Source organism: Vibrio anguillarum (assembly GCF_001989995.2).
In the GTDB taxonomy this organism is placed as follows: domain Bacteria; phylum Pseudomonadota; class Gammaproteobacteria; order Enterobacterales; family Vibrionaceae; genus Vibrio; species Vibrio anguillarum.
Genome location: NZ_JAHGUP010000052.1, coordinates 19,350 through 44,188 on the forward strand (window position 1 = coordinate 19,350; position 24,839 = coordinate 44,188).

The following is a 24,839-nucleotide window of genomic DNA, read 5'->3' on the forward strand; positions in this document are numbered from 1 at the left end:
AATGTTTGAGAATGTGATTAAGATTCCTATTTAAATATCTAGAAAATCAGCGGCTCACAGAGTTTCTAACTTTACAAACTTGTTATTTTGGTCAGTTGTCAGCCGAAATCGACCTTTTACTCCAATTTGGCTAAGAAATGGACGAAATCGAGACGCGGGTAGCTGAAGGCGTAAACCTTGATCTGTGTAGACTTGTACAGAGCTTGCTACACCAGAATAGTGCGCTAAGTAAGTTTGATAAGAAATATTGAGAGTAAAATAGTATTGCTTCATAGCCGTTAACCAAAATAGAGCGAGGAGACGTATCTATCACCTCGCTCTTAGTAGAGTTAAGATCCTTAAGATTCGAGCGCTTTTGTTACTTTTTCAAAGAGATCTCGAGCTAAATTATCCATTGACTTCAAAGTCTCCAACTCCGATTTCATCATTGCTTGACGAGTTTCATCGTAGAGCCTGAATTTAAGTAAAGGATCAATTAAACGCGACGCAACTTGGGGGTTACTATCATTGAGTTCACGCAGTATCTGCCCTGCAAAACGGTATCCCTCACCCGATTTTGCATGGAAGTTAACTGGGTTTGCACTGAGGAATGAACCAATTAAACTGCGGGTACGATTTGGATTTTTTAAGCTAAATGCTTCATGTTTCATGGTTTGTTGAATAGTATCCAAAACACTTGGCGCGGGGTTAGTCCCTTGCAGTGCAAACCATTTATCCATCACCAATCCATCGTGTTTCCATTTATTGCTGTAATCATCCATCAGTGCTTGACGGCACATAAGCTGTGCACTATTCGCAGCGCTCATAGCGGCGATGGTGTCAGTCATGTTGTTGGCGCTGTGATACTGAGCCAGCACCAAATCATTGCCTTGGTCGGTATAAGCTAAATAAGCAAGGCAAGTATTGCGCAATGCTCGTTCACCAATTGCACTGTGTTCAATGCTGTATTGTGTCTGTTTTAAACTGTGGTAAACCGCATTGAGCTCATCTTGCAATGCGTTAGCAAGCTGTACTTTCATCGCTTTAAGTACGGTCGCTATTGCATCAACATCCACACGTTTATACCAACCTGAAACCTCATTATGGCTAGGCAATGAGAGCATTTCCGCAATAAAAGCAGGCTCTAGAGCCTCACTCAGTAACACACCACGGAATGCATCAACTACCGATTCAGGCAAATCCGCCGCCTTACCCGACTGCACTCCAAACACATTGCTACGGATATATTTGGCTAACAACATTTGGCCTGCATCCCAGCGAGCAAATTCGTTGCGAGCATTGACCATCAAGAAGATCAGCTCATCATCACTGTAGTCATACTCCAGTTTCACTGGTGCTGAAAATTCGCGCAACAAGGAAGGGATCGGTTTCTCTGGCACATTTTCAAACACGAAGGTCTGCTTAGCCTGTGTTACGTTCAGTACATTAGAGATTCGCTTTCCGTTACATTGTAACTCAATTACATCACCATGAGCGGTGTATAACTCAACATCAAAAGGAATATGCAGCGCTGCTTTCTCTTTTTGCTCGTGCGTTGGTTCGGTTGTTTGCTCTACGGTTAAGGCATAGGTTTTCTGTTGTGCGTCATATTCAGTGCTCACTGAAACAATCGGTGTACCAGATTGGCTATACCATAAACGGAATTGGGTAAGATCGACGCCTGAAGCATCTTCCATCGCTGCTACGAAATCTTCGCAGGTAGCGGCAGTGCCATCATGACGCTCAAAATAGAGCTTCATTCCTTTTTGGAAATTCGTTTCACCCAATAACGTATGCATCATACGAATCACTTCACTGCCCTTTTCATAGACAGTTAATGTATAGAAGTTATTCATTTCTATCACTTTATCGGGACGAATTGGGTGTGACATTGGGCTGGCATCTTCCGCAAATTGTGGCCCGCGAATAATGCGCACATTATTAATGCGATTCACGGCTCTCGACCCTAAATCAGACGAAAATTCTTGGTCACGGAATACCGTTAGGCCTTCTTTTAAGCTTAATTGGAACCAATCACGACAAGTGACGCGGTTACCAGTCCAGTTATGGAAATATTCGTGGCCAATCACCGCTTCAATACCTAAATAATCAGTATCGGTAGCGGTTTTTTCATTGGCTAGCACAAACTTAGAGTTAAAAATGTTGAGGCCTTTATTCTCCATCGCACCCATGTTGAAAAAGTCAACGGCAACGATCATGTAGATGTCGAGATCATACTCTAAGCCGAAGCGTTCTTCGTCCCACTTCATTGCGTTGATAAGTGATGTCATCGCATGAGAAGCGCGGTCGAGGTTACCTTTATCAACAAAAATTTCGAGGGCAACATCGCGACCGGACTTGGTTTTATATTGATCACGTAATACGTCAAAATCACCCGCAACGAGAGCAAATAAGTAAGCAGGTTTCGGATGTGGATCTTGCCACTTCACCCAATGACGCCCTTCTGTAAGATCGCCATGTTCGATACGGTTACCGTTACTTAATAAAAATGGGTAATCTTTTTTGTCAGCAATCACGGTCGTTGTGTATTTTGCAAGAACGTCTGGACGATCGAGGAAGTAAGTGATGCGACGGAAACCTTCCGCTTCACACTGCGTACAGAACGCACCACCCGATTTGTATAACCCTTCTAGTGCGGTATTCGCTTCAGGGTTAATCAGTGTCACGATCTCCAATTCAAACTCTTGAGGTAATGATGAGATCGAGAGCCCGCTTTCAAGCAGCTGAAAATCTTGCCATTCGGTGCCATTCACTTTGAGCGATTTCAGCTCAAGGTTTTCACCATCCAGCACCAATTGGTTATTCTCTTTTTGCTGCTTAACGTGAGAAACGGCAGTCACTGTGGTGTTGGTATCAAAGAGATCGAATGTTAATTCGAGATCCGTAATGGTATGTGATGGAGATTGATAATCTTTGCGATACTTGGCTTGGGGTGTATGAGCCATGTCGGAATCCTTGTTGACGGAGTGAAATGTGACGTTTTTGATAAACATTCAGTAAGATGGCTATAGATCTAAGGCTTGTTATCATTAATAACAACCCCTCAAACCGAAAAACGAGGCATTTTAGACAAATACCCCGTTATTTCGCTGACAATTTACCCATATATCAACAGATTTCACTCATTGCCTTTCTTATGATGAAGATTGCAAGACTACGGATTTACTCGCGCTAAAACAGCCGACATGGAACCATTCTCCACTTCTAAAGTTAACATATCGCTAACAAGCGTATAGCGGGTATCATGTTCTCCGTCTTCATAAAGGAGCACCAAATGATCACCTTCTGTGTAGTACACTCCTTTATGGATCGATTCGTTACCATTAGCACCACTTACTCTGAACATAAATACAAAATCCGGCTGTAAAACGAGATCAAGTTGGTTAATGTCGGTTGCTATCGCATCTTCACCAAATATCCGTTTGCTAGACCACACCCCTGCCAACGCATTTGGTAAAGCTTTAGTGAACATAATGCCGTTTAAGTTGAGCATGTTGTGGTTCACTTTGTATTGATAAACTTGAGGTTGCGATGAATTAAGCCCCAAAATCAAGCTGTTATCGCTGGCGTCAAATTCACCTTCCCAGTGCTCCACATTGTAATTTTTCTTTTGAATATCGATCTTGAAACGATAATTCGATTCCAAGGTCAGTTTAATAGAACGAAAATCATCGGAAGAAGTGTCAGGATTGGGGTTAAGTAGGTACCAATCACCAAGTAAAAAAGGGAGATCAAACTGAGTTAAGTCTTGATGAGTCTGCGTACCACTACTTTGACTTTGTGCCGCACTGGTGCTGATAAGAACAATGCAGGTAAAAATGATGCTTATCCATTTCATAACACGCTCCTCGCTTTTTTCTTAAGCTTAGAACCGGTTGTACGATAAAGCGAAATGTTTGATCTGTATCACGTTATTTATTTGGTTTAAATAAGATCAAAAAAGCGAGCACTAAGACTCGCTTTTCATTGATACGGGTTGCTAATTTAGCATATCAACAGTGATCGCCACTGCTTCTTCTAAATAAACATCTGGAGTTTCATAATCTTTAGGCACATCTTGCAAGGTTTTATAGGGCTTCAAACCATTGGCGGCTTGTCGCATGTTAATCCGCGCCAAACGCAATTCATCTGCCTTGTCACTCTCTTGCTTACGCACAGATTCATTGAGAGAAATTGTGTTGTCATCTTTCTCCGCTTTATACTTTGCAATATCCTCGTTAATGAAGCCGAACTCCATATCGTTGGCAATACGAGCTTGATGCTGTGCAGATAACTTAGCAATCAGTTTTTCATTAGCTTGTAACTTGTCGTATTTAGCTCGCTCAATTTGATCCCAAGGAAGCGCATTAGGTTCAACGCTCTCACCGGTATCTTTTGCTTCAATCGCAGTGGGTAACGCAATATCAGGCACCACACCTTTATTCTGCGTACTACCACCATCAATACGATAAAATTTCTGAATCGTATATTGAACGTAGCCTAATTCTTTATCAAACAAGTCGTAGATATGATTCAACGAGCGATGCTGTTGAACCGTTCCCTTACCGAATGAGTTTTCGCCAACAATGATCGCTCGTCCATAATCTTGCATTGCCGCTGCAAAAATTTCTGAGGCTGATGCGCTGTAGCGATTCACCAATACCGTCATAGGACCCTGATAACTGATTTTTCCATCCGTGTCACTATTAACGTTTACTCGTCCATAGCTATCGCGAACTTGCACAACCGGACCGCTTTCAATAAATAAGCCGGATAATGCCGTCGCTTCCGTTAATGCACCCCCACCGTTATTACGTAAATCGACGATCACGCCATCCACTTTTTTCTGCTTCAGTTCAGTCAGCAATTTGTCCGTGTCTTGCGCTAAACCGACATAGAAGCTAGGGACTTCAAGCACGCCGATTTTCTTGCCATTTTTCTCGATGATTTTTGATTTAACCGCTCGATCTTCTAAACGAATTTTGTCTCGAACAATAGTGACAACGTGACTTTTAGCGTCTTTACCTTCCGGCAAAACTTGCAACTTCACCTTAGTGCCTTTCGGGCCTTTGATCAGTTGTACGACATCATCTAGACGCCAGCCGATAACATCAACCATCTCTTTGCCATCTTGGCCCACACCAATGATACGATCGCCTTCACCCAACTGCTTGCTATTTGAGGCAGGACCACCCGCAACTAACGAACGAATGATGGTGTAGTCGTCGGTCATTTGCAGTACAGCACCAATCCCTTCCAATGAAAGATTCATTTCTGATTGGAACTGCTCGGCATTACGTGGAGAGAGATAACTAGTATGCGGATCAACTTCACGCGCAAAAGCATTCATATAAAGCTGAAATACATCTTCGCTGTGGGTCTGAGACAGACGTTTGATCGCGTTATTATAACGCTTGCCTAGCGTTTCTTTAATTTCCGGCCACTCTTTACCCGTAAGCTTTAAGTTCAGTGCATCATATTTGACACGTTGCTGCCATAACTTATCGAGCTCGGTTTTATCTTTCGGCCAAGCTGCTTTTGAGCGATCAAGTTCCATCGATTCATCGGCTTCAAATGTAATTTCTTTGTCGAGCAGAGAAAGCGCATATTGAAAACGCTCAAAGCGCTTTTGCATTGATAAGTTATAAACATCAAATGCAATTTGGTTATTGCCAGCCTTGAGTTGATCATCAAGTTGTGTCGACCACGTATGAAAGGAATCAATATCGCTCTGAGTAAAGATATTGCGGTTGTAGTCGAGCAGTTCGAGATAACGATTGAAGATAGCTTGCGAGAAATCGTCATTCAAGTTGAAGTGTTTGTAATGAGAACGAGTAAAACGGGAAGTCACACGCTTACTCGCCGTTTCATGCTGCATTTCTGGGGCAAGAAGAGGTAAATCTTCTTTGCTAAGAGTGGCTTCTAAGGCCTGAACGGATGACGCTGCTAGCCATAGGCCAGCAGCGATCAACGTTAATTTTGAACGGCATTTCATGCGTAGGAATTTCTCCTTTATGCGCGCAAGTGCTCCGCTTTCACAACCATTTGTAGGCCGTTGACAAGTTGAACGCGCACATCTTCCTTATTAACTTCAACAATGGTCGCAGCCATGTTTCCTTTACCCATGTTTACGTTCACTTGTTTGCCAGTGATCATTTCATCAGCATTTAAAGCGCGCGTCTCGACAGGTTTTTCAGCTTTTGGCGCTTTCGCTTGAGGACGACGAGCTTGTGCTTGAGGCTTTTTCGCTTTTGGCTGCTTCGCTTTTGCCTCTTCGCGTGCTTTTTGTCCTTGCTCTTTACGACGAGCCTGTACTCGAGCTTTACTTTCTGCCAATGCGGCTTGTGCGTGCTCTACATGTTCTTCTTCTAACTCTCCACATGGGTTGCCATCAAGGTCAACACGAGTTGCACCTAGTTTAACACCATGTAGATAACGCCATGACGACGTGTATTGTCTTAACGCAGCACGCAGCTGTGTTTTACTTACTTTTGAGTCTTCGTTTAGGCGTTCAGCAAGATCTTGAAAAATACCAATTTTCAAAGGCTTTGCTTCACCTTCTAAAGTAAAGCACTTAGGGAAACATTCAGCAATGTACGCAATAACTTCTTTGCTGTTTTTTAACTTTTCAGTGTTTTCCATGAGGATTCCTGGTTTATGCGGTCTTTCCGCGAGGCATTAAGATAAATATGTTCGGTATTATAGTGACCTAAATGCGAAAAACCACAGGCAATGACCAATTTATGCCTTGTTAGCGTGTGAATTGAGCAGCTTTTCTATCTCAATCATTAATTCTGCCATCCCTTTCTCATCAATTTCAGAAAAACGGCCAATTGTTGGGCTATCAATATCCAATACTCCCACCACTTGGCCATTGATAGAAAATGGCACCACCAACTCAGAATTGCTCGCAGCATCGCAAGCAATGTGACCAGCAAACTCATGGACATCATAAACACGTTGTATACGGTTAGTCGCCGCCGCAGTACCACACACACCTTTTCCTAAGGGAATGCGTACACAAGCTGGTTTTCCTTGAAAGGGACCGAGAACCAGTTGCTCTTCTTTTATTAGGTAAAAAACCACCCAGTTAAGATCTTCAAGCTCCATGTTAAATAAGGCGCTCAAATTGGCAAGATTAGCGATTAAATCCGTTTCAGATTCAACCAGTGCCACCGCCTGCTTGGTAAGACGGCGGTATTCTTCTATGTTCATATAAACTCAACGACCTTTTGAAAACGGAAGACATCTATTTTTGAACAGCGTACAATTTCTCACACGATAAATAGGATGCATTCTCATCATAATGACTAATTCCAATGATACTATTAGCCGCTCTTGGGTAATAAAACAAGTAAAAAAACATCGACCTACACTTCTATTTGCCAATGCGATCGCGGTTATTGCAACGCTGGTTAGTGTCCCTATTCCACTATTAATGCCATTAATGGTCGACGAAGTTCTGCTGAATAAACCCGCTTCTGGTTTGGCGATGATGAACACTATTCTACCGACATCGATGCAAAACCCAACAGGCTATATTGCGCTCACGTTATTGCTAGTAGTCTTGATGCGTAGCGTCAGCCAAGCGCTCAACATACTTCAAAGCCGTCAATTTACTTTGGTGTCCAAAACCATCACTTACCAAATGCGCTGCAAAATGATTGATAAATTAGGACGGATAAGCATCAGGCAGTACGAAACCAAAGGCAGTGGTGGTATTAATGCTCACTTAATCACCGACATCGAAACCATTGATCAATTCATAGGTAGCACACTCAGTAAATTTATCATCAGCCTACTGACCGTGTTAGGCACAGCGGGTGTTCTACTCTGGCTTGAGTGGCGTTTAGGGCTGTTTATTTTATTGGTCAACCCGATTGTGATTTACTTTTCACGTAAACTCGGAAGCAAAGTCAAATATCTGAAAAAGCGAGAAAACCAAGCGTATGAACGCTTTCAAAATCGGCTAGTCGAAACATTAGATGGCATTTATCAATTGCGTGCCGCTAATAAAGAGCGAGAGTTTCTCAATGAACTCAAACAGCAAGCCAACCAAGTCCGACAGAATGCAGACAAATATGCATGGCAATCAGAGGCTGCAGGGCGCGTCTCATTTCTCCTGTTTTTACTTGGTTTTGAGCTATTTAGAGCGGTCGCGATGCTGATGGTGGTCTTTAGCGACTTGACCATAGGGCAAATTTTCGCCGTTTTCGGTTATTTGTGGTTTATGTTAGGCCCAGTGCAAGAGCTGCTGAGTATTCAATTTTCTTGGTACAGTGCAAAGGCGGCCTTCCATCGCATTAATGATCTGCTTGCACTGGAGGAAGAGCCTCGCCCTATTTGCAAAATTAACCCATTCACAGATAACCGCCAGGTCGATGTTGAGGTTTCTCACGTTAATTTTGCCTACGATAGTGAAAAGAGTGTGCTCAACGATCTCTCGCTCACGATTCCGGCGGGTAAAAAAGTGGCGTTGGTTGGCGCAAGTGGTGGTGGGAAATCCACGTTGATCCAACTGTTAATTGGTGTGTATCAGCCCAATTCCGGGCAGATCCGTTTTAATGGTGCGACCACTGAAGAGATAAGTTTTGATATTATTCGCGATAACATTGCCGTGGTATTACAACAACCTATACTATTCAACGACACCTTAAGGCATAATTTGACCCTCGGCGGTCAATATGCAGAAGAGGAATTATGGCAAGCGCTGCATATTGCACAACTGGATGATGTGACTGCGAATCTCAGTGACGGTTTAGAAACGCTAGTTGGCCGAAATGGTATTCGCTTGTCGGGCGGACAACGTCAACGTTTAGCCATCGCTCGGATGGTACTGAGCAATCCTAAATTTGTTATTTTGGATGAAGCAACATCCGCGTTAGATACGGTAACTGAAGCGGCATTGCACAATGCTCTGACTGGATTTTTGAAAGGTCGAACTACTTTAATTGTTGCGCACCGCCTTTCGGCAGTGAAACAAGCCGATATGATTTACGTGCTGGAAGATGGTCAAGTTAGCCAAATGGGTACGCATCGAGAATTAGTCGAGCAAGATGGGTTATATCAGACCCTTTATGGAAATCTCCAATCCTACGTTTAGTGATTGGGTAACAATAAATTAGGATGATTGTTTGTCTCAACATTCAGCGCTTATTCAACATTCACAATCACCTAACGGCGTGAGGTTGTGTCACGGCTGTGAATTGGCCGTTGATCTCGTCGAGGTTGAGCATGGAAAAAGTGCCTATTGTCCACGCTGCGGTACCCAACTGTACCGCGGTGGATCTCCCTCTTTGTCTGGGGATTTAGCCGTTGCCATCACTTGCTTGTTACTGTTTATCCCCTCTCATTTTTTTGAATTCATCAGTATTCGCTTGGTTGGGGTGATGATCCCCGCCACCTTGCCATCCGGTGTCTTTGCGCTGGCTGAAGAGGGCTTTGGAGCGCTCGCTTTATTGGTGCTATTTTGCAGCTCTATTGCGCCACTTTTAGTGTGTGGTTCCGTAGTGACCGCTCATATCGCCTTGCGTTATCGATGGTTTTATCTACTGCGTGGCTCACTGATCATTATTCAGCGATTAAAAGCGTGGGTAATGATCGATGTTTTTTTAGTCAGCGTGGCGGTATCTTGTTTTAAACTTCAAGATTATTCCGACATTTTTATCGGTGTGGGGCTGTATGGTTTAGTCTTGCTGCAACTGGCAACCGTATTGTTAGCGACTCGAGTTAGCGTAAGGCGCTATTGGCAAGCGTGGCAGCCAGAGAATCAATATGCCTTCGAGCGTAAAGAGGTGCATTGCCACCATTGCCATCTTTCACAACCAGAAAATACGCACTGCGTGCGTTGCGCGCAAAAATTATATCACCGGAAACCCAACTCGATACAACGAACTTGGGCCTATTTAATTGCAGCAAGTGTCGCTATTTCCCCCGCGAACCTGATTCCAATATCGATTTTAATTACCAACGGACAGCGATTAGAAGACACCATCTTCTCTGGTGTTGCGTCACTGATTAATAGTGGTATGGTCGGAATTGCAATCATCATTTTTGTGGCCAGTATAATCGTGCCTATTGTAAAAATATTCGGCCTGACCTATCTATTACTGGCGATTAAATTTAAGCGAACGGTTTACCACCGTCAGAGAATGAACATTTATTTCGCGATTAAATGGATCGGCAAATGGTCGGTAATGGATCTGTTTGTCATCTCAATTATGTTGACACTGGTTGATCGCGGTCAAATTCTCGACTTCACTCCCGGTTATGGAGCCGTTGCCTTTGGCTTGGTGGTTGTACTCACCATGCTCGCCACGGAAAGTATGGACCCAAGACTCATCTGGGATAATTACCCAGAAATCGCAGACCAAAACGAGCCTTCACATGAGTAAACAAATTTCAAGCCAGCCCTCACACACTCCCGATGTTAAGCGAAATAGGGGCATCTCACCTTTGTGGATACTACCCATACTCACCATGGCGCTCGCAGGTTGGTTAGTCGTTAAAGCCATTCACGATGCTGGCGAACGAATCCAGATCTATTTTTCGGACGCACAAGGCTTAGTCGCAGGGCGAACAACAATTCGCTACCAAGGGCTCGAAGTCGGCATGGTAAGAGATATTAAACTGTCCGAAGGATTAGAAAACATCTATGTGGAAGCCGATATTTATCCAGAAGCTACTCAGTTACTCAATGACAATACCCGATTTTGGTTAGTGAAGCCAACGGCCAGTTTATCTGGCGTTTCAGGTTTAGATGCATTGGTTTCAGGAAACTATATTGCGATTCAACCGGGTAACGAAAATAGTTCAGCTGAACACGATAAAGTGTTTAGTGCTTTAGATGGTGCACCTTCTGATCTACTGCCTAATCAAGGGCTTATCATTTCGCTAAAGGCTCGCGATCTCGGAGGTATTTCTGTTGGCTCACAAATCGTCTATAAAAAAATTCCGATTGGTGAAGTGTTTAACTACAAACTCGATGACGATGCAAAGTCGGTACTCATTCAAGCCTCGATAAAAGACGAGTATCGCCACATTATTACCAATGAAAGCCGTTTTTGGAATGTCAGCGGTGTTGGTGCAAGCATTGGCTTTGAAGGTGTTGATGTCCGCTTAGAAAGTTTAAGTGCATTAATCGGTGGTTCAATTGCCGTCGATTCACCGGACGGTGGGGAGCCTGTTGAACAAAATACCCAATTTAGTCTCTATCGCGATTTAAAAACCGCAGGGCGTGGTATCCCTGTGAAAATCACCCTACCCGATCAGCATAATATTAACCAAACCGGTGCCCCCATCATTTACCGAGGAATAGAAGTCGGCCAAATCACGGAATTGCAGCTCAGTAAAAGTCACCAACAGATCATCGCCTCTGCCGCTATCCAACCGGCTTTTAGTGATATGCTCAATTCGGGAAGCCGTTTTGTGTTGGAAGAGGCCAAAGTCTCACTCTCTGGAGTTGAGAACATCGGTAATTTGATCAAAGGGAATTACTTGACACTCATTCCTGGCAAGGGCGAAAAGGCCAGAAGTTTCACTGCAATTCGCCAATTTGAATTTAATCAGTCACAAGCAAAATCGATTGCTATCAAACTTACAGCGGAAAGCTCATATGGCTTAGATGCGGGCAGCCAGATTTTGTATCGAGGTATCGCGGTAGGTTCAGTAATTGACGTAAAGTTGCAGCAAGACAGTGTTGTGCTCAATACGCTGATTGATGAAGAGTACTCATCACTCATACGCTCACAGAATCGTTTTTACATTACAGGCTCGGCCACCGCGGAGCTCACCGAATCAGGCCTTAATGTTTCGATCCCTCCTGCCAAACAACTGCTCGCCGGCTCAATCAGTTTCATCAGCGAAGGCGCTGAAAATGCGAGTAATGAATACCCGCTATATCAAAGTAAATCCTTAGCTGAGCTTGCAAAATATAATCAAAGCGGCTCACAGACACTGACTCTTTTTGCCGACGAGCTTCCTCCCATCAATCCGGGCAGCCCGCTCCTATACCGTAACCTTCAAGTAGGCAGTGTTTTTGGCTTTAAGCTTACTAAAGAAGGTGTGAAAATCGAGGTCAAAATAGAGAATCAATATCGCCATCTGATTACGAATCAAACTGTTTTTTGGAACCGTTCTGGCGTCGAAATTAATGCAACACTTGCAGGCGTAAAAGTCAAAGCCGCTCCTTTAAAAACTTTAATTCAAGGAGGCATTGCATTTGATTCGTTGCAAGGCATTGATAACAAAGATCAGAATTTGTGGAAGCTCTATGACAGCTACGATCAAACACGTAAGGCGGGCCAAGAAATCATCTTAACGGCCGATTCATCCTTTGGCATTACGCTAGGAACATCCATCAAATATAACAATATCACTGTGGGAGAGGTTGTTTCTGTAACACCCGATTTCAAGACAAACCAAGTTACACTCCAAGCGAGAATTGAGCCTAGCTACGCATTAGGCATTGCCAGAAATGGCTCTCACTTTTGGGTAGCGAAAACTAAGATTGGCTTCAATGGTGTTGAAAATCTGCAAAACTTACTCAGTTCCAGCATTGAGGTCCAACCTGGGTTTGGCGATGTGCAGTATCAATTTGAACTAGAAAAACAGCCACAACAAGCACTCGGTATTGAATTCACCTTACAAAGTGAAACACGAGGATCAGTGACTGAAGATAGCCCGGTTCTCTACCGTGAAATGGAAGTGGGCAAAGTAACCCATGTTGCTCTAGGAGACTTTGCAGACCGCGTCATGTTTACCATTGAAATCCAAAAAGAGTTCGCTTATCTGGTTCGCAGCAATAGCGTGTTTTGGAACACTTCTGGCGTCGATGTATCCATCGGTTTATCTGGTGCAAATATAAAAGCAGGCACGTTAGATAGCATCATGAAAGGCGGAATTACATTTGCCACTCCAGAGCAAAAACAGCTACAGCCTATCGCTAAACAAGACCAAGCATTTTACTTATATCCTGAAGCCAAACCAGAATGGCGCCAATGGCGAACAGCCATACCAAAACCTTAAAGGGTTAACCTTGATTCTTATAAAATGCAGCTGATCGGCTGCATTTTTTATTATTTTGATCTCATCACGATTCTTATATAATCCGGCCTCAACTCCCAGACGAGATACTGCTTTGCACGCCAATATAACCCTACCTGAACCTTTTCTTGCGACAATTGAAGCGATACTGCCCACACATCTAACGATGAGTGATTTTATTGCAGCTTGCCAGCGTCCTTTGCGTAAAAGTATCCGAGTCAACACGCTAAAAATCTCTGTTGATAGCTTTTGTCAACGCGCCGTAGAAAAAGGATGGGCTTTATCACCAGTGCCTTGGTGTAACACGGGTTTTTGGATTGAAGCCGATGAGTCTGTCGTACCTTTGGGTAACACAGCCGAACATATGGCAGGGCTTTTTTACATTCAAGAAGCCAGTTCTATGATGCCAGTATCCGCTCTTTTCACTGGCGGTGAATCGTTCAATTCAGTACTCGACATGGCGGCGGCTCCGGGTTCAAAAACAACGCAAATTGCGGCGTGTATGGAAAATGAAGGCGTATTAGTCGCCAACGAATTTTCAGCCAGCCGTGTTAAAGTGCTGCATGCTAATATCGAACGCTGCGGTGTACGTAACAGTGCACTGAGCAATTTTGATGGTCGAGTCTTTGGCGGTTGGTTACCGGAACAATTTGATGCGGTGTTAATAGATGCGCCATGCTCAGGAGAAGGTACCATCCGTAAAGATCCTGATGCGATGAAAAACTGGAGCAAAGAATCTGTATTGTCGATTTCCACAACACAAAAAGATTTGATTGAAAGTGCGTTTCAAGCTTTAAAGCCCGGCGGTGTGATGGTCTACTCAACCTGTACATTGAGCACAGAAGAGAACCAACAAGTGTGCTTGCATCTAAAAGAAAAATATCCACAATCAGTTGAATTTGTTTCCCTTAGCTCATTGTTTGAGGATGCAAAAGCAGCTATTACAGACGAAGGGTTCTTGCATATATTCCCTCAAACTTATGATTGTGAAGGTTTTTTTGTTGCAAAAATCCGTAAACTTAGCTCTGTACCCCACCCTGAAGTCAACAAACGCTTAGGTCAATTTCCTTTTGCGAAAGCCAACCTTAAACTCACACAAGAGATCGCGGATCAACTCATGAAAACGTTTGAAGTTGTGATCCCCGATGATACCAGTGTCTGGCTACGTGATAATGATGTATGGTTATTTCCAAACGCACTGGAACCTATGCTCGGCAAATTCCGCTTCTCTCGCATGGGGATAAAAATCGCTGAAACACATAAAAAAGGTTATCGCTGGCAACATCAAGTCGCTACATCATTAGCGACTGGTAACGAATCAAACTGTATCACACTATCGATTGAAGAAGCGCGAGATTGGTACATGGGCAGAGATGTCAGACCAGCACTACAAACTGGCACTGGCGAAGTGCTGGTTAAACTCGGTAACGATGTGATTGGCCTAGGAAAATGGGTAGGAAACCGCATAAAAAATGGTTTACCAAGAGAACTCGTTAAAGATAAAAATTTGTTTTAACACGCCCCAAAATAGGACAAAAATCTAGAAAACACGCGCACTTCTAGCGATAACAACTATACTTACAGGGAAGCATAAGTACGACTATTTTAATGATTAGCGTAGGCTCAAATGAGCCATTCCCCTAGGCCCAAAAACGGAAAAGTTTTGGGCCTTTTTTTATCGTCAAGGAAAATAAATTGCAACAGGAGGTGGACGCCTCAGCTATACAAGATGAATTCCATCTTCCCCAATGGTAATTTTTCCCTGCTTGTACAAACCACCAATACTCTTCTTAAAGGTTCCCTTACTGGTACGGAACATCGAAAAAATAGCTTCTGGTGTCGATTTATCACTTAATGGAAGAAAACCACCCTTTTTCTCAAGTAACTCTATGATCTTAGTGCTTAGCTCATCCATTTTTGCTACGCCAATTTTTTGCAGAACTAGGTCAATTTTTCCATCTTCACGGATATTTTTGATATAGCCTTTTAAGGTCTTACCAATAAACAACTTACCAAACACATCTGATGGGAAAATCATCCCCCAGTGCTCACCATTGATGATGGCCTTGTATCCGAGTTCTGAGTGTTCTGCAATTAATAGATCAACTTGCTGATTCTGCGTATAGTTTGCAGGGGTTTTGTCCAGCCACTTGTTGAATTTAGTTGTGCCTACGATGCGGCCGGAAGCCTTATCAGTGTAGACATACACTAAAATCATTTGTCCTTCTTTAAAACGAGCACGCTGTTCGCTGTAAGGCACCAATAAATCTTTACCCTTCAGACCCCAATCAACAAAAACACCAGTGCTATTCACACCCTGAACTTTCATCAATCCCCACTCGCCTACTTTTGCAATCGGTTTTTCAGTCGTCGCGGCAAGTTGATTGTCTGAATCGAAATACAAAAATACGTCTATTTTCTGCCCCAATTCAACCCCATCTGGGGTAAATCGTTTAGGCAGTAAAGTGGTTCCAAAATCTTCAGCATCCAAAAATACGCCGAAATCAGCAATCTTCACGACTTCTAAACTGTTTATTTGACCAACGTTAATCATTTACTATGTCTCACCTCAATTTTGCAGAGATTATACGTGATCTCTGTTATCCTTTCCTGCATTCAAGGGAAAAATAAGCATTTTTTCAGGAGCTTTCTTTGGTTAATGTCGATAAGCAAGATACCATCACGCTTAAAATTTCACATGCCATGTCTCAGAGCAAAGAACTTGATCTAGACATTTACCTATTCATTCCCGGTGATTTAGGTCTAACACCCGAAATACTTCCTGAATCTGACTTTTACTATAGCTTCATCCACCAAGAGCGTGCGTATTACAGTGATAAAACGTTACTGCCCTTAGTGCACAGCCGACTTGCACAGCGAGGCCATCTCTCTTCTACTCAGTATCGAGTCAGTTTGAGTTTATTTGCTTATCAGTATGTTATCGCTCTAGATAAAGCTGTAGTACAACTCAATACGACGAGTGACACCGTCACATCAGATGAAGTTGATAGTGTCATTGAACTCTCTTTAGATATTTTGAAAAAATTGCGCCGCAGCATTCCTTATGAAGAGAGCTTAAAACGCTATTACGCCAATATTGATAACTATTTATCTTGGTATACTGAGCAAAAGTTTCTTTCCCTAGTCGCACACATGAACCGCGATGGTGAATATAAAACCATCAAAGAGCGTCTAATTACACTGGTTGAAAAAGAACAGGCACATCGTAAACTTAACAATTACAACTCGGCAAAGGCAGGGGAAGACATCACTCGGCTGAGTAACAAGATGCGCCTACTACGCCGTTTAATCGAGCATCCCATTGTGCTTAATGAACACGTCACCTCTTTAGGTAATAACATGAAGCGTGCCGTAAAAGGCATCGCGACTGGGCTTGTAATGCTGTTTGTCACCGTCATCGCCATTACAGCTCGCGACTATTGGGGGGAAATCACCGCCTCTTTTATCATCGCTATGTCGTTTGTTTATGCATTACGCGAGATCTTTAAAGATGACTTACGCGATATGCTGTGGCGCTGGATCCGTAAAGGAAAACCTAAATGGAAGCGTCGTTACATAGACCCAACGACCGGAAAATCTGTAGGTTACAAAATTGAATGGCTTGATTATACCAACCTGAGTAAATTACCAGACAGAATCAAAACAATTCGAAAGAAACGCATTGTTCAAAGGGAGGAACAGGTACTTCACTATCGCTCAGAAACGGCCATGTCAACCTCACGCTTCATGAGTGGCTATGAGGAAACACGCGAAACTTTACACATTGATCTACGCCCGATTACCCGTTTGATGGACAAAGGCTCTAATCGCATTTATCAGTTAAGTGGTGGTCAAGTGAGTCGAGAAACCGTAGAAAAACGGCACTTGCTCAACTTGATTATCAAAGAAGATAACCATAAAGAAGAGCCCCGCTACTACCGTTGGAAAATTGTTTTAAATAGAAATAAGATTGTCGACATTGAACCGATAGAATTAATCGAGTAGTCTCTAATTCAGCCTTATTTACCAATACGCTTTAACGATAAAGTAAGATGAAACTCCGCCATAGGCTCGTCACCATGCAACGAAGGACAGGTTGCAATGATCTTTACTGTCTGATTGACTCGCTCTCCGGTCGCGATAGTTTCATCAAGCATACTGTCTATTAGGTGGCCATCATGGCAATGAAAATGAACATCCGCCTCCGGCCTTTTTAAAAACTCCGCACTAACCGCTTTAAACGCCAACGATACTTTGGAGCCACGCTGTTGTGCTTTATGCATTGCCATAAAACCGCCCGCTACGTCTGCACCAACGGCTAACACACCAAAATACATACTATTTAAATGATTTTTATTGCGACGTTTAAGTGGAATTCGAATTTCTACAGAGTGTTCGTTTAGCACTAAAATCTTTGGCCTGCAGGACCAAATCAGTGGCACTTTTAAAAAACCAAACAGATTTAAGTAAAGATTCGCTTTTGTTAATGGGGAGAGCATGAGGCTTGACCTTTTCAATATAGTTGTCGGACCAGTTCAAGGTATACGCCGCGAAATGTCAATAAGTTGTTACAGAAAGTTAGGGTTGAGCGCAGCTATTCTGCGCTCAAATCAGATCATTACATTTTTACCACAACATCAGCCTGAACACTTTCAGCTAAGTGCTCCTGTAGCTTTGGATAGCTTGCGAGTGCTTGGGTAACGACCAAAATCGGCTTATTCGCATGACGTGCCGCTTTTGATGCTAAATCGAGCAGCGTGATGACCGCCTCACTCTCTGGATTAAACAAATGGGAAAGTTCGGGATTCTCTTTATCAATGCCTAAGGTGTATTGTGTTAAGTTATCGATGTTGATGACCACACCATCAAAATAGTGCATCAAACGCTCTGCCAACAATGCCGCTGATGGAACATCGCAAGAATAAAGCACTTTCAAACCATCTAAACTCCGAGGTAAAGACTGCTCTGCCAGTCGGTCAATGATCGTCGCCGCATCACTTAATGTTCGAACAAATGGCACCACAATTTCGATGTTCAATCCTTGCTTGCGCAATGCCTTGATCACAGCGCATTCATAACTAAACGCTTTTGCATACTGGTTGGAAGAAAAACGCGATACACCACGCACTCCCATCGCTGGGTTAATTTCATCCGTTTCAACACTTCCACCGATCAACGCTTTATAAGTGTAACTATCTGCATCACTCAAACAGACACGAATCGTAGTGTGATTTTTTTGAACCGCTGCCACGACTCTATCAACAATGGTTGACGTAAAATGCTCCGCCACCGCTTTGTCATCAAGAATGGATTGCAAAGAGCCTTGCTCAAGTTCAGTTAGATTCGCAAAATGTTGCTCAATCGAAGGATGATAAAACAACGAATCTAAAATAATGTCGGACAGCGATACATACAAATGCTGGGCATTTCCACTTGATTCAATTGCCGCTGGAAGGGCATCACCTAAGATCAACTGAGGGTGGATCGTATCATGTTGTGCCAAACTCATTCATTACTCCCTACATTTTTAATTATCTTGCTCAGGAAAATACCCATAGCCGAGTATTAATTCAAGTAAAAGTAAATATTTATGGCGAATTTATGAATAAAATTTCACCTTACGGATGATAAGCAATAAGTTTTCCGTTTTGGAGTTTATTCCTATTGCCAATTCCGTTATCTTTACCGCTTCGCAATAAGAGTACAGGCTTTACCATGCCATTAAAAACAGATGAATTAAGAACTCAAGCCTTGGGCCCAATGCCGACTCCGGCAGAGCTTGGAAATGCGCATCCGATCACAGACGACGTAGCAGAGCGCATCGCAAACTCACGCCGTCAAATTGAAAATATTCTGACTGGTCACGATGATCGCTTGTTAGTCATTGTCGGTCCGTGTTCGGTACACGACACTGAAGCAGCAATGGATTACGCTCAACGTTTGAGTGCGATCCAAGACCAATATAAAAATGAACTGTTTATCGTCATGCGTACCTATTTCGAGAAACCACGCACCGTTGTGGGCTGGAAAGGTTTGATTACGGATCCCAATCTGGATGGTTCATATGCACTGGAAACAGGGCTCAATAAAGCACGGAAATTATTATTAGATATCAACAAGCTAGGCCTTGCTACTGCGACTGAATTTTTAGACATGATTACCGGGCAATACATCGCAGATCTCATCACGTGGGGAGCTATTGGTGCGCGTACTACGGAATCTCAGATACACCGAGAAATGGCGTCTGCACTGTCGTGCCCTGTCGGTTTTAAAAATGGCACGAATGGCAACATCAAAATTGCTATTGATGCCATTCGAGCGGCCCAAGCATCGCATTATTTTTACTCACCGGATAAAAATGGCCGTATGACCGTTTATCGTACCAGTGGTAACCCCTTTGGCCATGTTATTTTACGCGGTGGTGATACAGGGACAAACTATGACGCTGACTCCGTATCTGCAGCCTGCGAGCAACTGATCGAATTCGGCTTAGCCCCGCGCCTCATCGTAGATTTTAGCCACGCGAATTGCCAAAAGCAGCATAGAAAACAGATAGATGTAACGGCCGACATCTGCACACAAATACGTACAGGTAAGGATTTCGTTGCTGGTATTATGGCTGAAAGCTTCATTATCGAAGGTAACCAGCCAATGCATGACTTAAAGAACCTCACCTATGGTCAATCGATTACCGATCCATGCTTAGGATGGGATGACACAGCAACTATGCTGGATATGCTGGCACAAGCGATCACTGACCGCCGTAACTTAAAGTAAATACTAAGCAATAGATAAGGAAACACCATGCCTTCTTTTGATATCGTTTCAGAAGTCGATACTGTTGAACTTCGTAATGCTGTCGATAATGCAAACCGAGAGCTTTCTACTCGTTTTGATTTTCGTAATGTAGAAGCTGGATTTGAACTCAAAGATGAAGTTGTAAAACTGTCTGCAGAAGATGATTTTCAATTGGGTCAAATGATGGATATTTTACGTGGCAACCTCGCGAAACGAGGTGTTGATGCCAAAGCGATGGAAGCGAAAGATTCCGTACATTCCGGCAAGCGCTGGTTTAAAGATGTCCAATTTAAACAAGGACTGGACTCGTTAACCTCCAAGAAAGTGGTAAAAGCCATTAAGGATGCCAAGCTCAAAGTCCAAGCATCCATTCAAGGTGAAAAAGTAAGAGTAACGGGTAAAAAGAGGGATGATTTACAATCAGTGATCGCTCTAATGCGTGAATCGGATATGGGCCAGCCATTCCAGTATGACAATTTCCGAGACTAACAGCACCACGAATAAAATATCAAAGCCACCTCATTAGGTGGCTTTTCAATCACTGATAACTGTCATTTACAATGAATCGATTCCTTCCTTCTGACTTCGCTTGGTATAACGCTTGGTCTGCACTCTCCATTGCACTCTGCCACGACAACGCCAACTTAGACACCGACTTCTCAGCAATTGCTCCAATGGAAACAGTTACAGGAACCCGCTGCCCTGCCCAGTAAAATGATGTTTGTTCGACTTGAGCACGAATTCTCTCCAAGACTTCTTTAATATGAGCTTCTGGTGCACTAATGATCATCACAAACTCTTCACCTCCCCACCTCATAAGTAGATCTTCAGGTCGAAGCTGCTGTTTCAGAATGGTAGATAATTCCCTTAACACTTCATCCCCCGCTTCATGACCATACTGATCATTTATTTTTTTGAAATAGTCGACATCAATTATGGCTAATAAATGTGGTTTATTATTAGTTGTTTCTTCCTGATAAGAAAACCAAGTATCAAGATATCTTCGGTTATACAAATCCGTGAGTGGGTCATGTGTAGATTCAACTTCTAACTTTGCATGATCCTGCTGTAAAGTTGAGTGTTTGATTTTAAATTTTTTATACTTCCGATAACTAATTAAAGATAAAAAGCTAATAATAATAAATAACAAAAAATACAACCATTCCCTAAATTCCTGAGCTTGTATCTGCAGCTTCTGTATATCGTTCTTAGCACTTAATAGCAATAATTCTTGTTCGTCGAGTTTTCTGTCAAATTGATTTTTTAGACTCAATGCCTCTTTTTCTCTAGACTGAAGGATAAGTTTTTTTTCTAATGTTGCCATTTTCTTATATTCAAACAATGCTTCATCATACCGACCTTTTTGTTCATAAATTCTTGAAATAATATCAGTAGCATATATTATCCTTGGCACATTATTGTGATCTGTATAAATTCCTACCGCTTCTTTGGCGCTCAAGATAGCCAATTCTAACTGAGTTTTTGCAAGGTAGACTTCCGCTAAACTCTCTTGACAGTATGCGGTAAATAAGGGATTAGACTCTTCCCTAGCAAGAGATAAACATCGAATCATAATATCTAAGGCATCTTCTGTCTCACCTTGATTTAATAAATTATCGGCTAAGTTAACCATAGTCTAAAACTGCAACTGTTTAGAACCTGTTTTCATCGCTCTATCAAAAGCAAGTTCAACATTGCGCTGCTGAGATTCTTCACGTCCTAGCGCTGTATCTATCACACTGGCATTAGTATATAAAATAGCTTCGGTGAGTGAGTTAGAGAAATTATTATTCTGGTATACTTTCAAAGATCTCTTACTATATATATCAGCGTTTTTCCAATCCTCCGTATGAATATACACAGTCGATATATTGTTTAGAATTATGCACATTTGTATAGCATATTTATTCCTATCAAATAATTGATAAGCAATTTGATAATATTTTAAGGCTTTCTTTAAATTGGTTTGATCAAATGAAATATTACCCAATAAATTATAAACTCGCCCTTTCAACCCATTATATCCAATACGCTCAACCATCTCTAGAACATCATTGAGTAAGGATTCAGATTGAATTAATTGTTGTGATGAATATAATTCCTGTGCTTCATAAAAATAAGCCTCCGCAATAATCCAGTCTATATTGTATTGACGACCAATAGCCAATGCTTCCTCAGTAACTAGAGGAGTAATTCCCGCAAATTGTATTAAATTATTTTGTGAAAATATATAGAGAGCTTTTGCCTGAGGTGACCACCACTGTCGCCAATCCGTAAAAGAGTTTTTGATAACTTCAGGACGCTCAAAAGAATCATAATATAAATTGAGAAATGAGGCATCGCTTTTATTAATATTACAGCTCAAATAATCATCTGCACAGAACTCAGCTTCTTGCAGCTTTGAGTGACATTGTAACGACATAAAAATAGAAACCAAACTCACAATGCTAACCACAAGGAAGGATTTGAACGAACGTGGCATCGATTTATACATAGTACATAAGCTCTTCAGTTTTGAGTCATCTTCGTTTTATCAGGCTCGGTCTGCAACATAATCCGATAAAACAATAACCTATGGCACTATTTTTACAACATTAAGTCTTTCCCCACAAGCAAAGCGTACTCTGCTCTGTTTCTAGGTAACAAAATACATATTCTTTTGCGATCAGACTTTGCTTGCTCAAGCTTTTCTGCAAGTTGCGCGGCATTCTTAAAACTTTCCCTTTCAGCATCACGGCGAACAAGATCAATCAATTCAAAAGGAGAATGTTGTTCATAAAAAACCACCTCTGCCCTTTGCATGTAACGCAGCGCTTTAATCGGCAACATTTCAACATCATCGCCACAGCTTATCCATGTACATTGTGCTGATTCTTCTATAGGTACTAAGAGAGCTTGTTGGTATAAACGCTCTAATTCTTCACGGCTTACTGCATTTTCTGTTTTGGAATCACTTAAAAAGGCTTCCCAAAACTTTCTTCTAGCACTGACAGAATTGAGTGATTGTTTAATTGAATTTCTCTTGGAGGCAGCGAAATCAGCAAGCAACGAGAGATTTTGCGGAAGAACCGCTTCCAATGTTTCTCGGATATTTCTCACCAACACTGGTGATGCACCACCACTGGATATTGCGATCTGAATTCGCCCACGGTTGACCATCGATGGCGTGATAAAATCACAGTATGGTTGATCATCGACAACATTGACCAAAACACCTGTCTTTCTTGCATCTTTATGCACTTGGTGGTTAAGCGACGGATTATCCGTTGTGGCCCATACCTGCCAGTATTCTTTCGTTAATAGTTCTGATGAATAAAAGTTTTGAACCCATTGGCAACGATTCTGCTCTACCAGTTCCAAAAGATAACGTTCAATCTTAGGTGATACGACGGTGACTTGAGCCCCAGCTCGAATCAATGCTTCTACTTTTCGACAGGCGACTTCGCCCCCACCCACAACCAGCACTGGTTTGCCCAATAAATTCAAAAACAGAGGAAAATACTGCATTTCATTCCATGAATAATCTAGATAACTATTCGCTTGATGCTACCAAAAATAGGGCATCTGCGACACTAATTAAATGTAGCCAAATAATTATCAACCAAATTTTCGCCATTAGACAGTTGAAAATCCTGACAACACACTAATGATACAATTGTTAATTTTACGTTAAAAGAAAAATATACTGCTTCTATTCTGTTGCCCCACTATTGAACACGGTTGCACTATTTACAATCTTGCAACATTTGTTCATTCTAGCTGCAGCTTAGGTTTGTGAATCTAATCAAAAATCTTTCAAATTACTAATTTGAGAAAATACAAATCATTACCTACGCTTATAAACGGTTGATTTGTAAATGTGCGATTGCATGCAAATACAACTTGGAAAGCTACATAACAACATTTTTAGTACGTTGTATCAGGTGTCACCTGGTTTAACATGGATCATACAGGAAGGATACAAATGGCGAATAAACTCACTGTTCTTGCTTCTGTTGTAGCAGCTTCTACTGCCATGATGGCGACGACAGCTTCAGCAGCAGATAGCACTTTAGATAAAGTACTTTCGCAAGGTTTTATTACTTGTGGTGTGAGCACTGGTCTACCAGGCTTTTCCAACCCGAACTCAAAAGGGGAATGGGAAGGCATTGATGTTGAATATTGCCAGGCACTTGCCGCAGCAGTTCTTGGTGACAAATCGAAAGTAAAATATGTTCCACTCACAGCAAAAGAACGGTTTACCGCCCTACAATCAGGTGAAATCGATGTTCTTTCGCGCAATACAACCTGGACGCTCCAACGCGACGCAGCACTCGGCCTTAATTTTGTCGGCGTAAACTATTATGACGGTCAAGGGTTCATGGTGAAAAAAGACCTAGGAGTGAAAAGTGCAAAAGAGCTTGATGGGGCATCGGTTTGTGTCCAATCCGGTACAACTACTGAGTTGAACTTGGCGGACTACTTCCGCAACACGGGCATGAAATACAAACCTGTGGTATTCGATACAGCAGCGCAAACCTCAAAAGGTTTTGACGCGGGCCGTTGCGATGCTCTAACAACCGACCAATCTGGTTTGTATGCGCTACGTTTGAACTTAACTGATCCTAACGTCGCGGTTGTATTACCTGAAATCATTTCTAAAGAACCACTTGGGCCCGTTGTTCGTCAAGATGATGACAAGTGGTTTAACGTGGCGAAATGGACTCTCAATGCGATGGTTAACGCAGAAGAGTACGGTATTACCTCAAAAAATGCAGATGAAATGCTTAAATCTAGCGATCCTAATATCAAACGCATACTTGGCCTGGACGGTCCTAAGGGTAAAGGTTTGGGCATTCGCGATGATTGGGGATACCAAATTGTAAAACAAGTCGGTAACTATGGTGAAAGTTTTGAACGCACTGTAGGTAAAGGTTCTCCACTACAAATCGCACGAGGTGCGAATGCGTTGTGGAATGCTGGCGGCTTTATGTACGCTCCACCACTTCGTTAATAGTCACACAATCCCAAATAGGCGG

The 24,839-nt window shown here is 42.4% G+C and carries 20 protein-coding genes; 8 read left to right on the plus strand and 12 right to left on the minus strand.

Annotation, left to right across the window (positions count from 1 at the left end):
* Positions 1 to 54: 54 nt before the first annotated feature.
* The 6 genes from PL85_RS13025 to PL85_RS13050 all read right to left on the minus strand — a co-directional run bounded on the left by PL85_RS13025 (position 55) and on the right by PL85_RS13050 (position 7,194).
* Positions 55 to 273, minus strand: a complete 219-nt coding sequence (locus tag PL85_RS13025) for a DUF2835 domain-containing protein (protein ID WP_013856912.1) — start codon at positions 271 to 273, stop codon at positions 55 to 57.
* A 65-nt stretch (positions 274 to 338) separates the two neighbouring features.
* Positions 339 to 2,945, minus strand: a complete 2,607-nt coding sequence (gene pepN, locus PL85_RS13030; protein ID WP_064625167.1) for an aminopeptidase N — start codon at positions 2,943 to 2,945, stop codon at positions 339 to 341.
* Positions 2,946 to 3,154: 209 nt separating this feature from the next.
* Complete coding sequence (locus tag PL85_RS13035) at positions 3,155 to 3,838, minus strand: hypothetical protein (RefSeq protein WP_064625165.1); 684 nt, start codon at positions 3,836 to 3,838, stop codon at positions 3,155 to 3,157.
* 141 nt (positions 3,839 to 3,979) lie between these two features.
* Positions 3,980 to 5,974: a carboxy terminal-processing peptidase gene (gene prc, locus PL85_RS13040; RefSeq protein ID WP_017041969.1), complete on the minus strand. Its 1,995-nt coding sequence runs from the start codon at positions 5,972 to 5,974 to the stop codon at positions 3,980 to 3,982.
* A gap of 17 nt (positions 5,975 to 5,991) precedes the next feature.
* Positions 5,992 to 6,621 (minus strand): RNA chaperone ProQ, encoded by a 630-nt coding sequence (gene proQ, locus PL85_RS13045; RefSeq protein WP_017044692.1) that lies wholly within the window; start codon positions 6,619 to 6,621, stop codon positions 5,992 to 5,994.
* A gap of 99 nt (positions 6,622 to 6,720) precedes the next feature.
* Complete coding sequence (locus PL85_RS13050) at positions 6,721 to 7,194, minus strand: GAF domain-containing protein (protein ID WP_115339758.1); 474 nt, start codon at positions 7,192 to 7,194, stop codon at positions 6,721 to 6,723.
* Between the two features lie 91 nt (positions 7,195 to 7,285).
* On the opposite strand from PL85_RS13050, the gene PL85_RS13055 reads away from it, so the two are divergent.
* The 4 genes from PL85_RS13055 to rsmF all read left to right on the plus strand — a co-directional run bounded on the left by PL85_RS13055 (position 7,286) and on the right by rsmF (position 14,539).
* Positions 7,286 to 9,082, plus strand: coding sequence for an ABC transporter ATP-binding protein (locus PL85_RS13055; protein ID WP_064625163.1), 1,797 nt, complete (start codon positions 7,286 to 7,288; stop codon positions 9,080 to 9,082).
* A 31-nt stretch (positions 9,083 to 9,113) separates the two neighbouring features.
* Positions 9,114 to 10,373, plus strand: coding sequence for a paraquat-inducible protein A (locus PL85_RS13060; protein ID WP_115339757.1), 1,260 nt, complete (start codon positions 9,114 to 9,116; stop codon positions 10,371 to 10,373).
* Positions 10,366 to 13,005: an MlaD family protein gene (locus tag PL85_RS13065; RefSeq protein WP_115339756.1), complete on the plus strand. Its 2,640-nt coding sequence runs from the start codon at positions 10,366 to 10,368 to the stop codon at positions 13,003 to 13,005. Before PL85_RS13060 ends, PL85_RS13065 begins: the two co-directional genes overlap by 8 nt.
* A 112-nt stretch (positions 13,006 to 13,117) precedes the next feature.
* Positions 13,118 to 14,539 carry a 16S rRNA (cytosine(1407)-C(5))-methyltransferase RsmF gene (gene rsmF / locus PL85_RS13070; RefSeq protein ID WP_196360465.1) on the plus strand — a complete coding sequence of 474 codons (1,422 nt, stop codon included), beginning with the start codon at positions 13,118 to 13,120 and terminating at the stop codon, positions 14,537 to 14,539.
* Between the two features lie 204 nt (positions 14,540 to 14,743).
* On the opposite strand, the gene PL85_RS13075 is transcribed toward rsmF, so the two are convergent.
* Positions 14,744 to 15,577, minus strand: coding sequence for a CvfB family protein (locus PL85_RS13075; protein ID WP_115339755.1), 834 nt, complete (start codon positions 15,575 to 15,577; stop codon positions 14,744 to 14,746).
* A 98-nt stretch (positions 15,578 to 15,675) separates the two neighbouring features.
* Here PL85_RS13075 and PL85_RS13080 point away from each other — a divergent pair, with 98 nt between their 5' ends.
* Positions 15,676 to 17,028 carry a hypothetical protein gene (locus tag PL85_RS13080; protein ID WP_064625154.1) on the plus strand — a complete coding sequence of 451 codons (1,353 nt, stop codon included), beginning with the start codon at positions 15,676 to 15,678 and terminating at the stop codon, positions 17,026 to 17,028.
* Between the two features lie 14 nt (positions 17,029 to 17,042).
* Here the strand turns inward: PL85_RS13080 and PL85_RS13085 are convergent, their stop codons facing one another.
* Both PL85_RS13085 and PL85_RS13090 read right to left on the minus strand, forming a co-directional pair.
* Positions 17,043 to 17,522, minus strand: coding sequence for a DUF4442 domain-containing protein (locus PL85_RS13085; RefSeq protein WP_115339754.1), 480 nt, complete (start codon positions 17,520 to 17,522; stop codon positions 17,043 to 17,045).
* 119 nt (positions 17,523 to 17,641) lie between these two features.
* A complete protein-coding gene (locus tag PL85_RS13090; protein WP_010319067.1) occupies positions 17,642 to 18,532 on the minus strand; it encodes a putative PEP-binding protein in 891 nt (296 codons plus the stop codon).
* Positions 18,533 to 18,738: 206 nt separating this feature from the next.
* Here PL85_RS13090 and PL85_RS13095 point away from each other — a divergent pair, with 206 nt between their 5' ends.
* Positions 18,739 to 19,800: a 3-deoxy-7-phosphoheptulonate synthase gene (locus PL85_RS13095; protein WP_026028005.1), complete on the plus strand. Its 1,062-nt coding sequence runs from the start codon at positions 18,739 to 18,741 to the stop codon at positions 19,798 to 19,800.
* A gap of 27 nt (positions 19,801 to 19,827) precedes the next feature.
* Positions 19,828 to 20,310, plus strand: a complete 483-nt coding sequence (locus tag PL85_RS13100; RefSeq protein WP_094131840.1) for a YajQ family cyclic di-GMP-binding protein — start codon at positions 19,828 to 19,830, stop codon at positions 20,308 to 20,310.
* Between the two features lie 49 nt (positions 20,311 to 20,359).
* On the opposite strand, the gene PL85_RS18860 is transcribed toward PL85_RS13100, so the two are convergent.
* The 3 genes from PL85_RS18860 to PL85_RS13110 form a co-directional block, all read right to left on the minus strand.
* Positions 20,360 to 21,454, minus strand: coding sequence for a tetratricopeptide repeat-containing diguanylate cyclase (locus PL85_RS18860; RefSeq protein WP_234826563.1), 1,095 nt, complete (start codon positions 21,452 to 21,454; stop codon positions 20,360 to 20,362).
* Positions 21,455 to 21,457: 3 nt separating this feature from the next.
* Positions 21,458 to 22,264, minus strand: a complete 807-nt coding sequence (locus tag PL85_RS18865) for a tetratricopeptide repeat protein (RefSeq protein ID WP_234912780.1) — start codon at positions 22,262 to 22,264, stop codon at positions 21,458 to 21,460.
* A 143-nt stretch (positions 22,265 to 22,407) separates the two neighbouring features.
* A complete protein-coding gene (locus tag PL85_RS13110) occupies positions 22,408 to 23,328 on the minus strand; it encodes a precorrin-2 dehydrogenase/sirohydrochlorin ferrochelatase family protein (RefSeq protein ID WP_017044682.1) in 921 nt (306 codons plus the stop codon).
* Positions 23,329 to 23,785: 457 nt separating this feature from the next.
* Between PL85_RS13110 and PL85_RS13115 the strand changes: the two genes are divergently transcribed.
* Entirely contained in the window at positions 23,786 to 24,814 is a 1,029-nt protein-coding gene (locus PL85_RS13115) for an amino acid ABC transporter substrate-binding protein (protein WP_026027113.1), read from the plus strand.
* Positions 24,815 to 24,839 lie beyond the last annotated feature (25 nt).

Excerpts from the sequence above, each read along its gene's own strand:
- PL85_RS13110 (WP_017044682.1), bottom strand. The coding sequence starts at position 23,328 with ATGCAGTATTTTCCTCTGTTTTTGAATTTATTGGGCAAACCAGTGCTG.
- PL85_RS13115 (WP_026027113.1), top strand. The coding sequence starts at position 23,786 with ATGGCGAATAAACTCACTGTTCTTGCTTCTGTTGTAGCAGCTTCTACT.
- PL85_RS13050 (WP_115339758.1), bottom strand. The coding sequence starts at position 7,194 with ATGAACATAGAAGAATACCGCCGTCTTACCAAGCAGGCGGTGGCACTG.
- PL85_RS13025 (WP_013856912.1), bottom strand. The coding sequence starts at position 273 with ATGAAGCAATACTATTTTACTCTCAATATTTCTTATCAAACTTACTTA.
- PL85_RS13095 (WP_026028005.1), top strand. The coding sequence starts at position 18,739 with ATGCCATTAAAAACAGATGAATTAAGAACTCAAGCCTTGGGCCCAATG.
- proQ (WP_017044692.1), bottom strand. The coding sequence starts at position 6,621 with ATGGAAAACACTGAAAAGTTAAAAAACAGCAAAGAAGTTATTGCGTAC.
- PL85_RS13075 (WP_115339755.1), bottom strand. The coding sequence starts at position 15,577 with ATGATTAACGTTGGTCAAATAAACAGTTTAGAAGTCGTGAAGATTGCT.
- PL85_RS18860 (WP_234826563.1), bottom strand. The coding sequence starts at position 21,454 with ATGGTTAACTTAGCCGATAATTTATTAAATCAAGGTGAGACAGAAGAT.
- PL85_RS13090 (WP_010319067.1), bottom strand. The coding sequence starts at position 18,532 with ATGAGTTTGGCACAACATGATACGATCCACCCTCAGTTGATCTTAGGT.
- PL85_RS13035 (WP_064625165.1), bottom strand. The coding sequence starts at position 3,838 with ATGAAATGGATAAGCATCATTTTTACCTGCATTGTTCTTATCAGCACC.
- PL85_RS13055 (WP_064625163.1), top strand. The coding sequence starts at position 7,286 with ATGACTAATTCCAATGATACTATTAGCCGCTCTTGGGTAATAAAACAA.
- PL85_RS13100 (WP_094131840.1), top strand. The coding sequence starts at position 19,828 with ATGCCTTCTTTTGATATCGTTTCAGAAGTCGATACTGTTGAACTTCGT.
- PL85_RS13085 (WP_115339754.1), bottom strand. The coding sequence starts at position 17,522 with ATGCTCTCCCCATTAACAAAAGCGAATCTTTACTTAAATCTGTTTGGT.
- PL85_RS13065 (WP_115339756.1), top strand. The coding sequence starts at position 10,366 with ATGAGTAAACAAATTTCAAGCCAGCCCTCACACACTCCCGATGTTAAG.
- prc (WP_017041969.1), bottom strand. The coding sequence starts at position 5,974 with ATGAAATGCCGTTCAAAATTAACGTTGATCGCTGCTGGCCTATGGCTA.
- pepN (WP_064625167.1), bottom strand. The coding sequence starts at position 2,945 with ATGGCTCATACACCCCAAGCCAAGTATCGCAAAGATTATCAATCTCCA.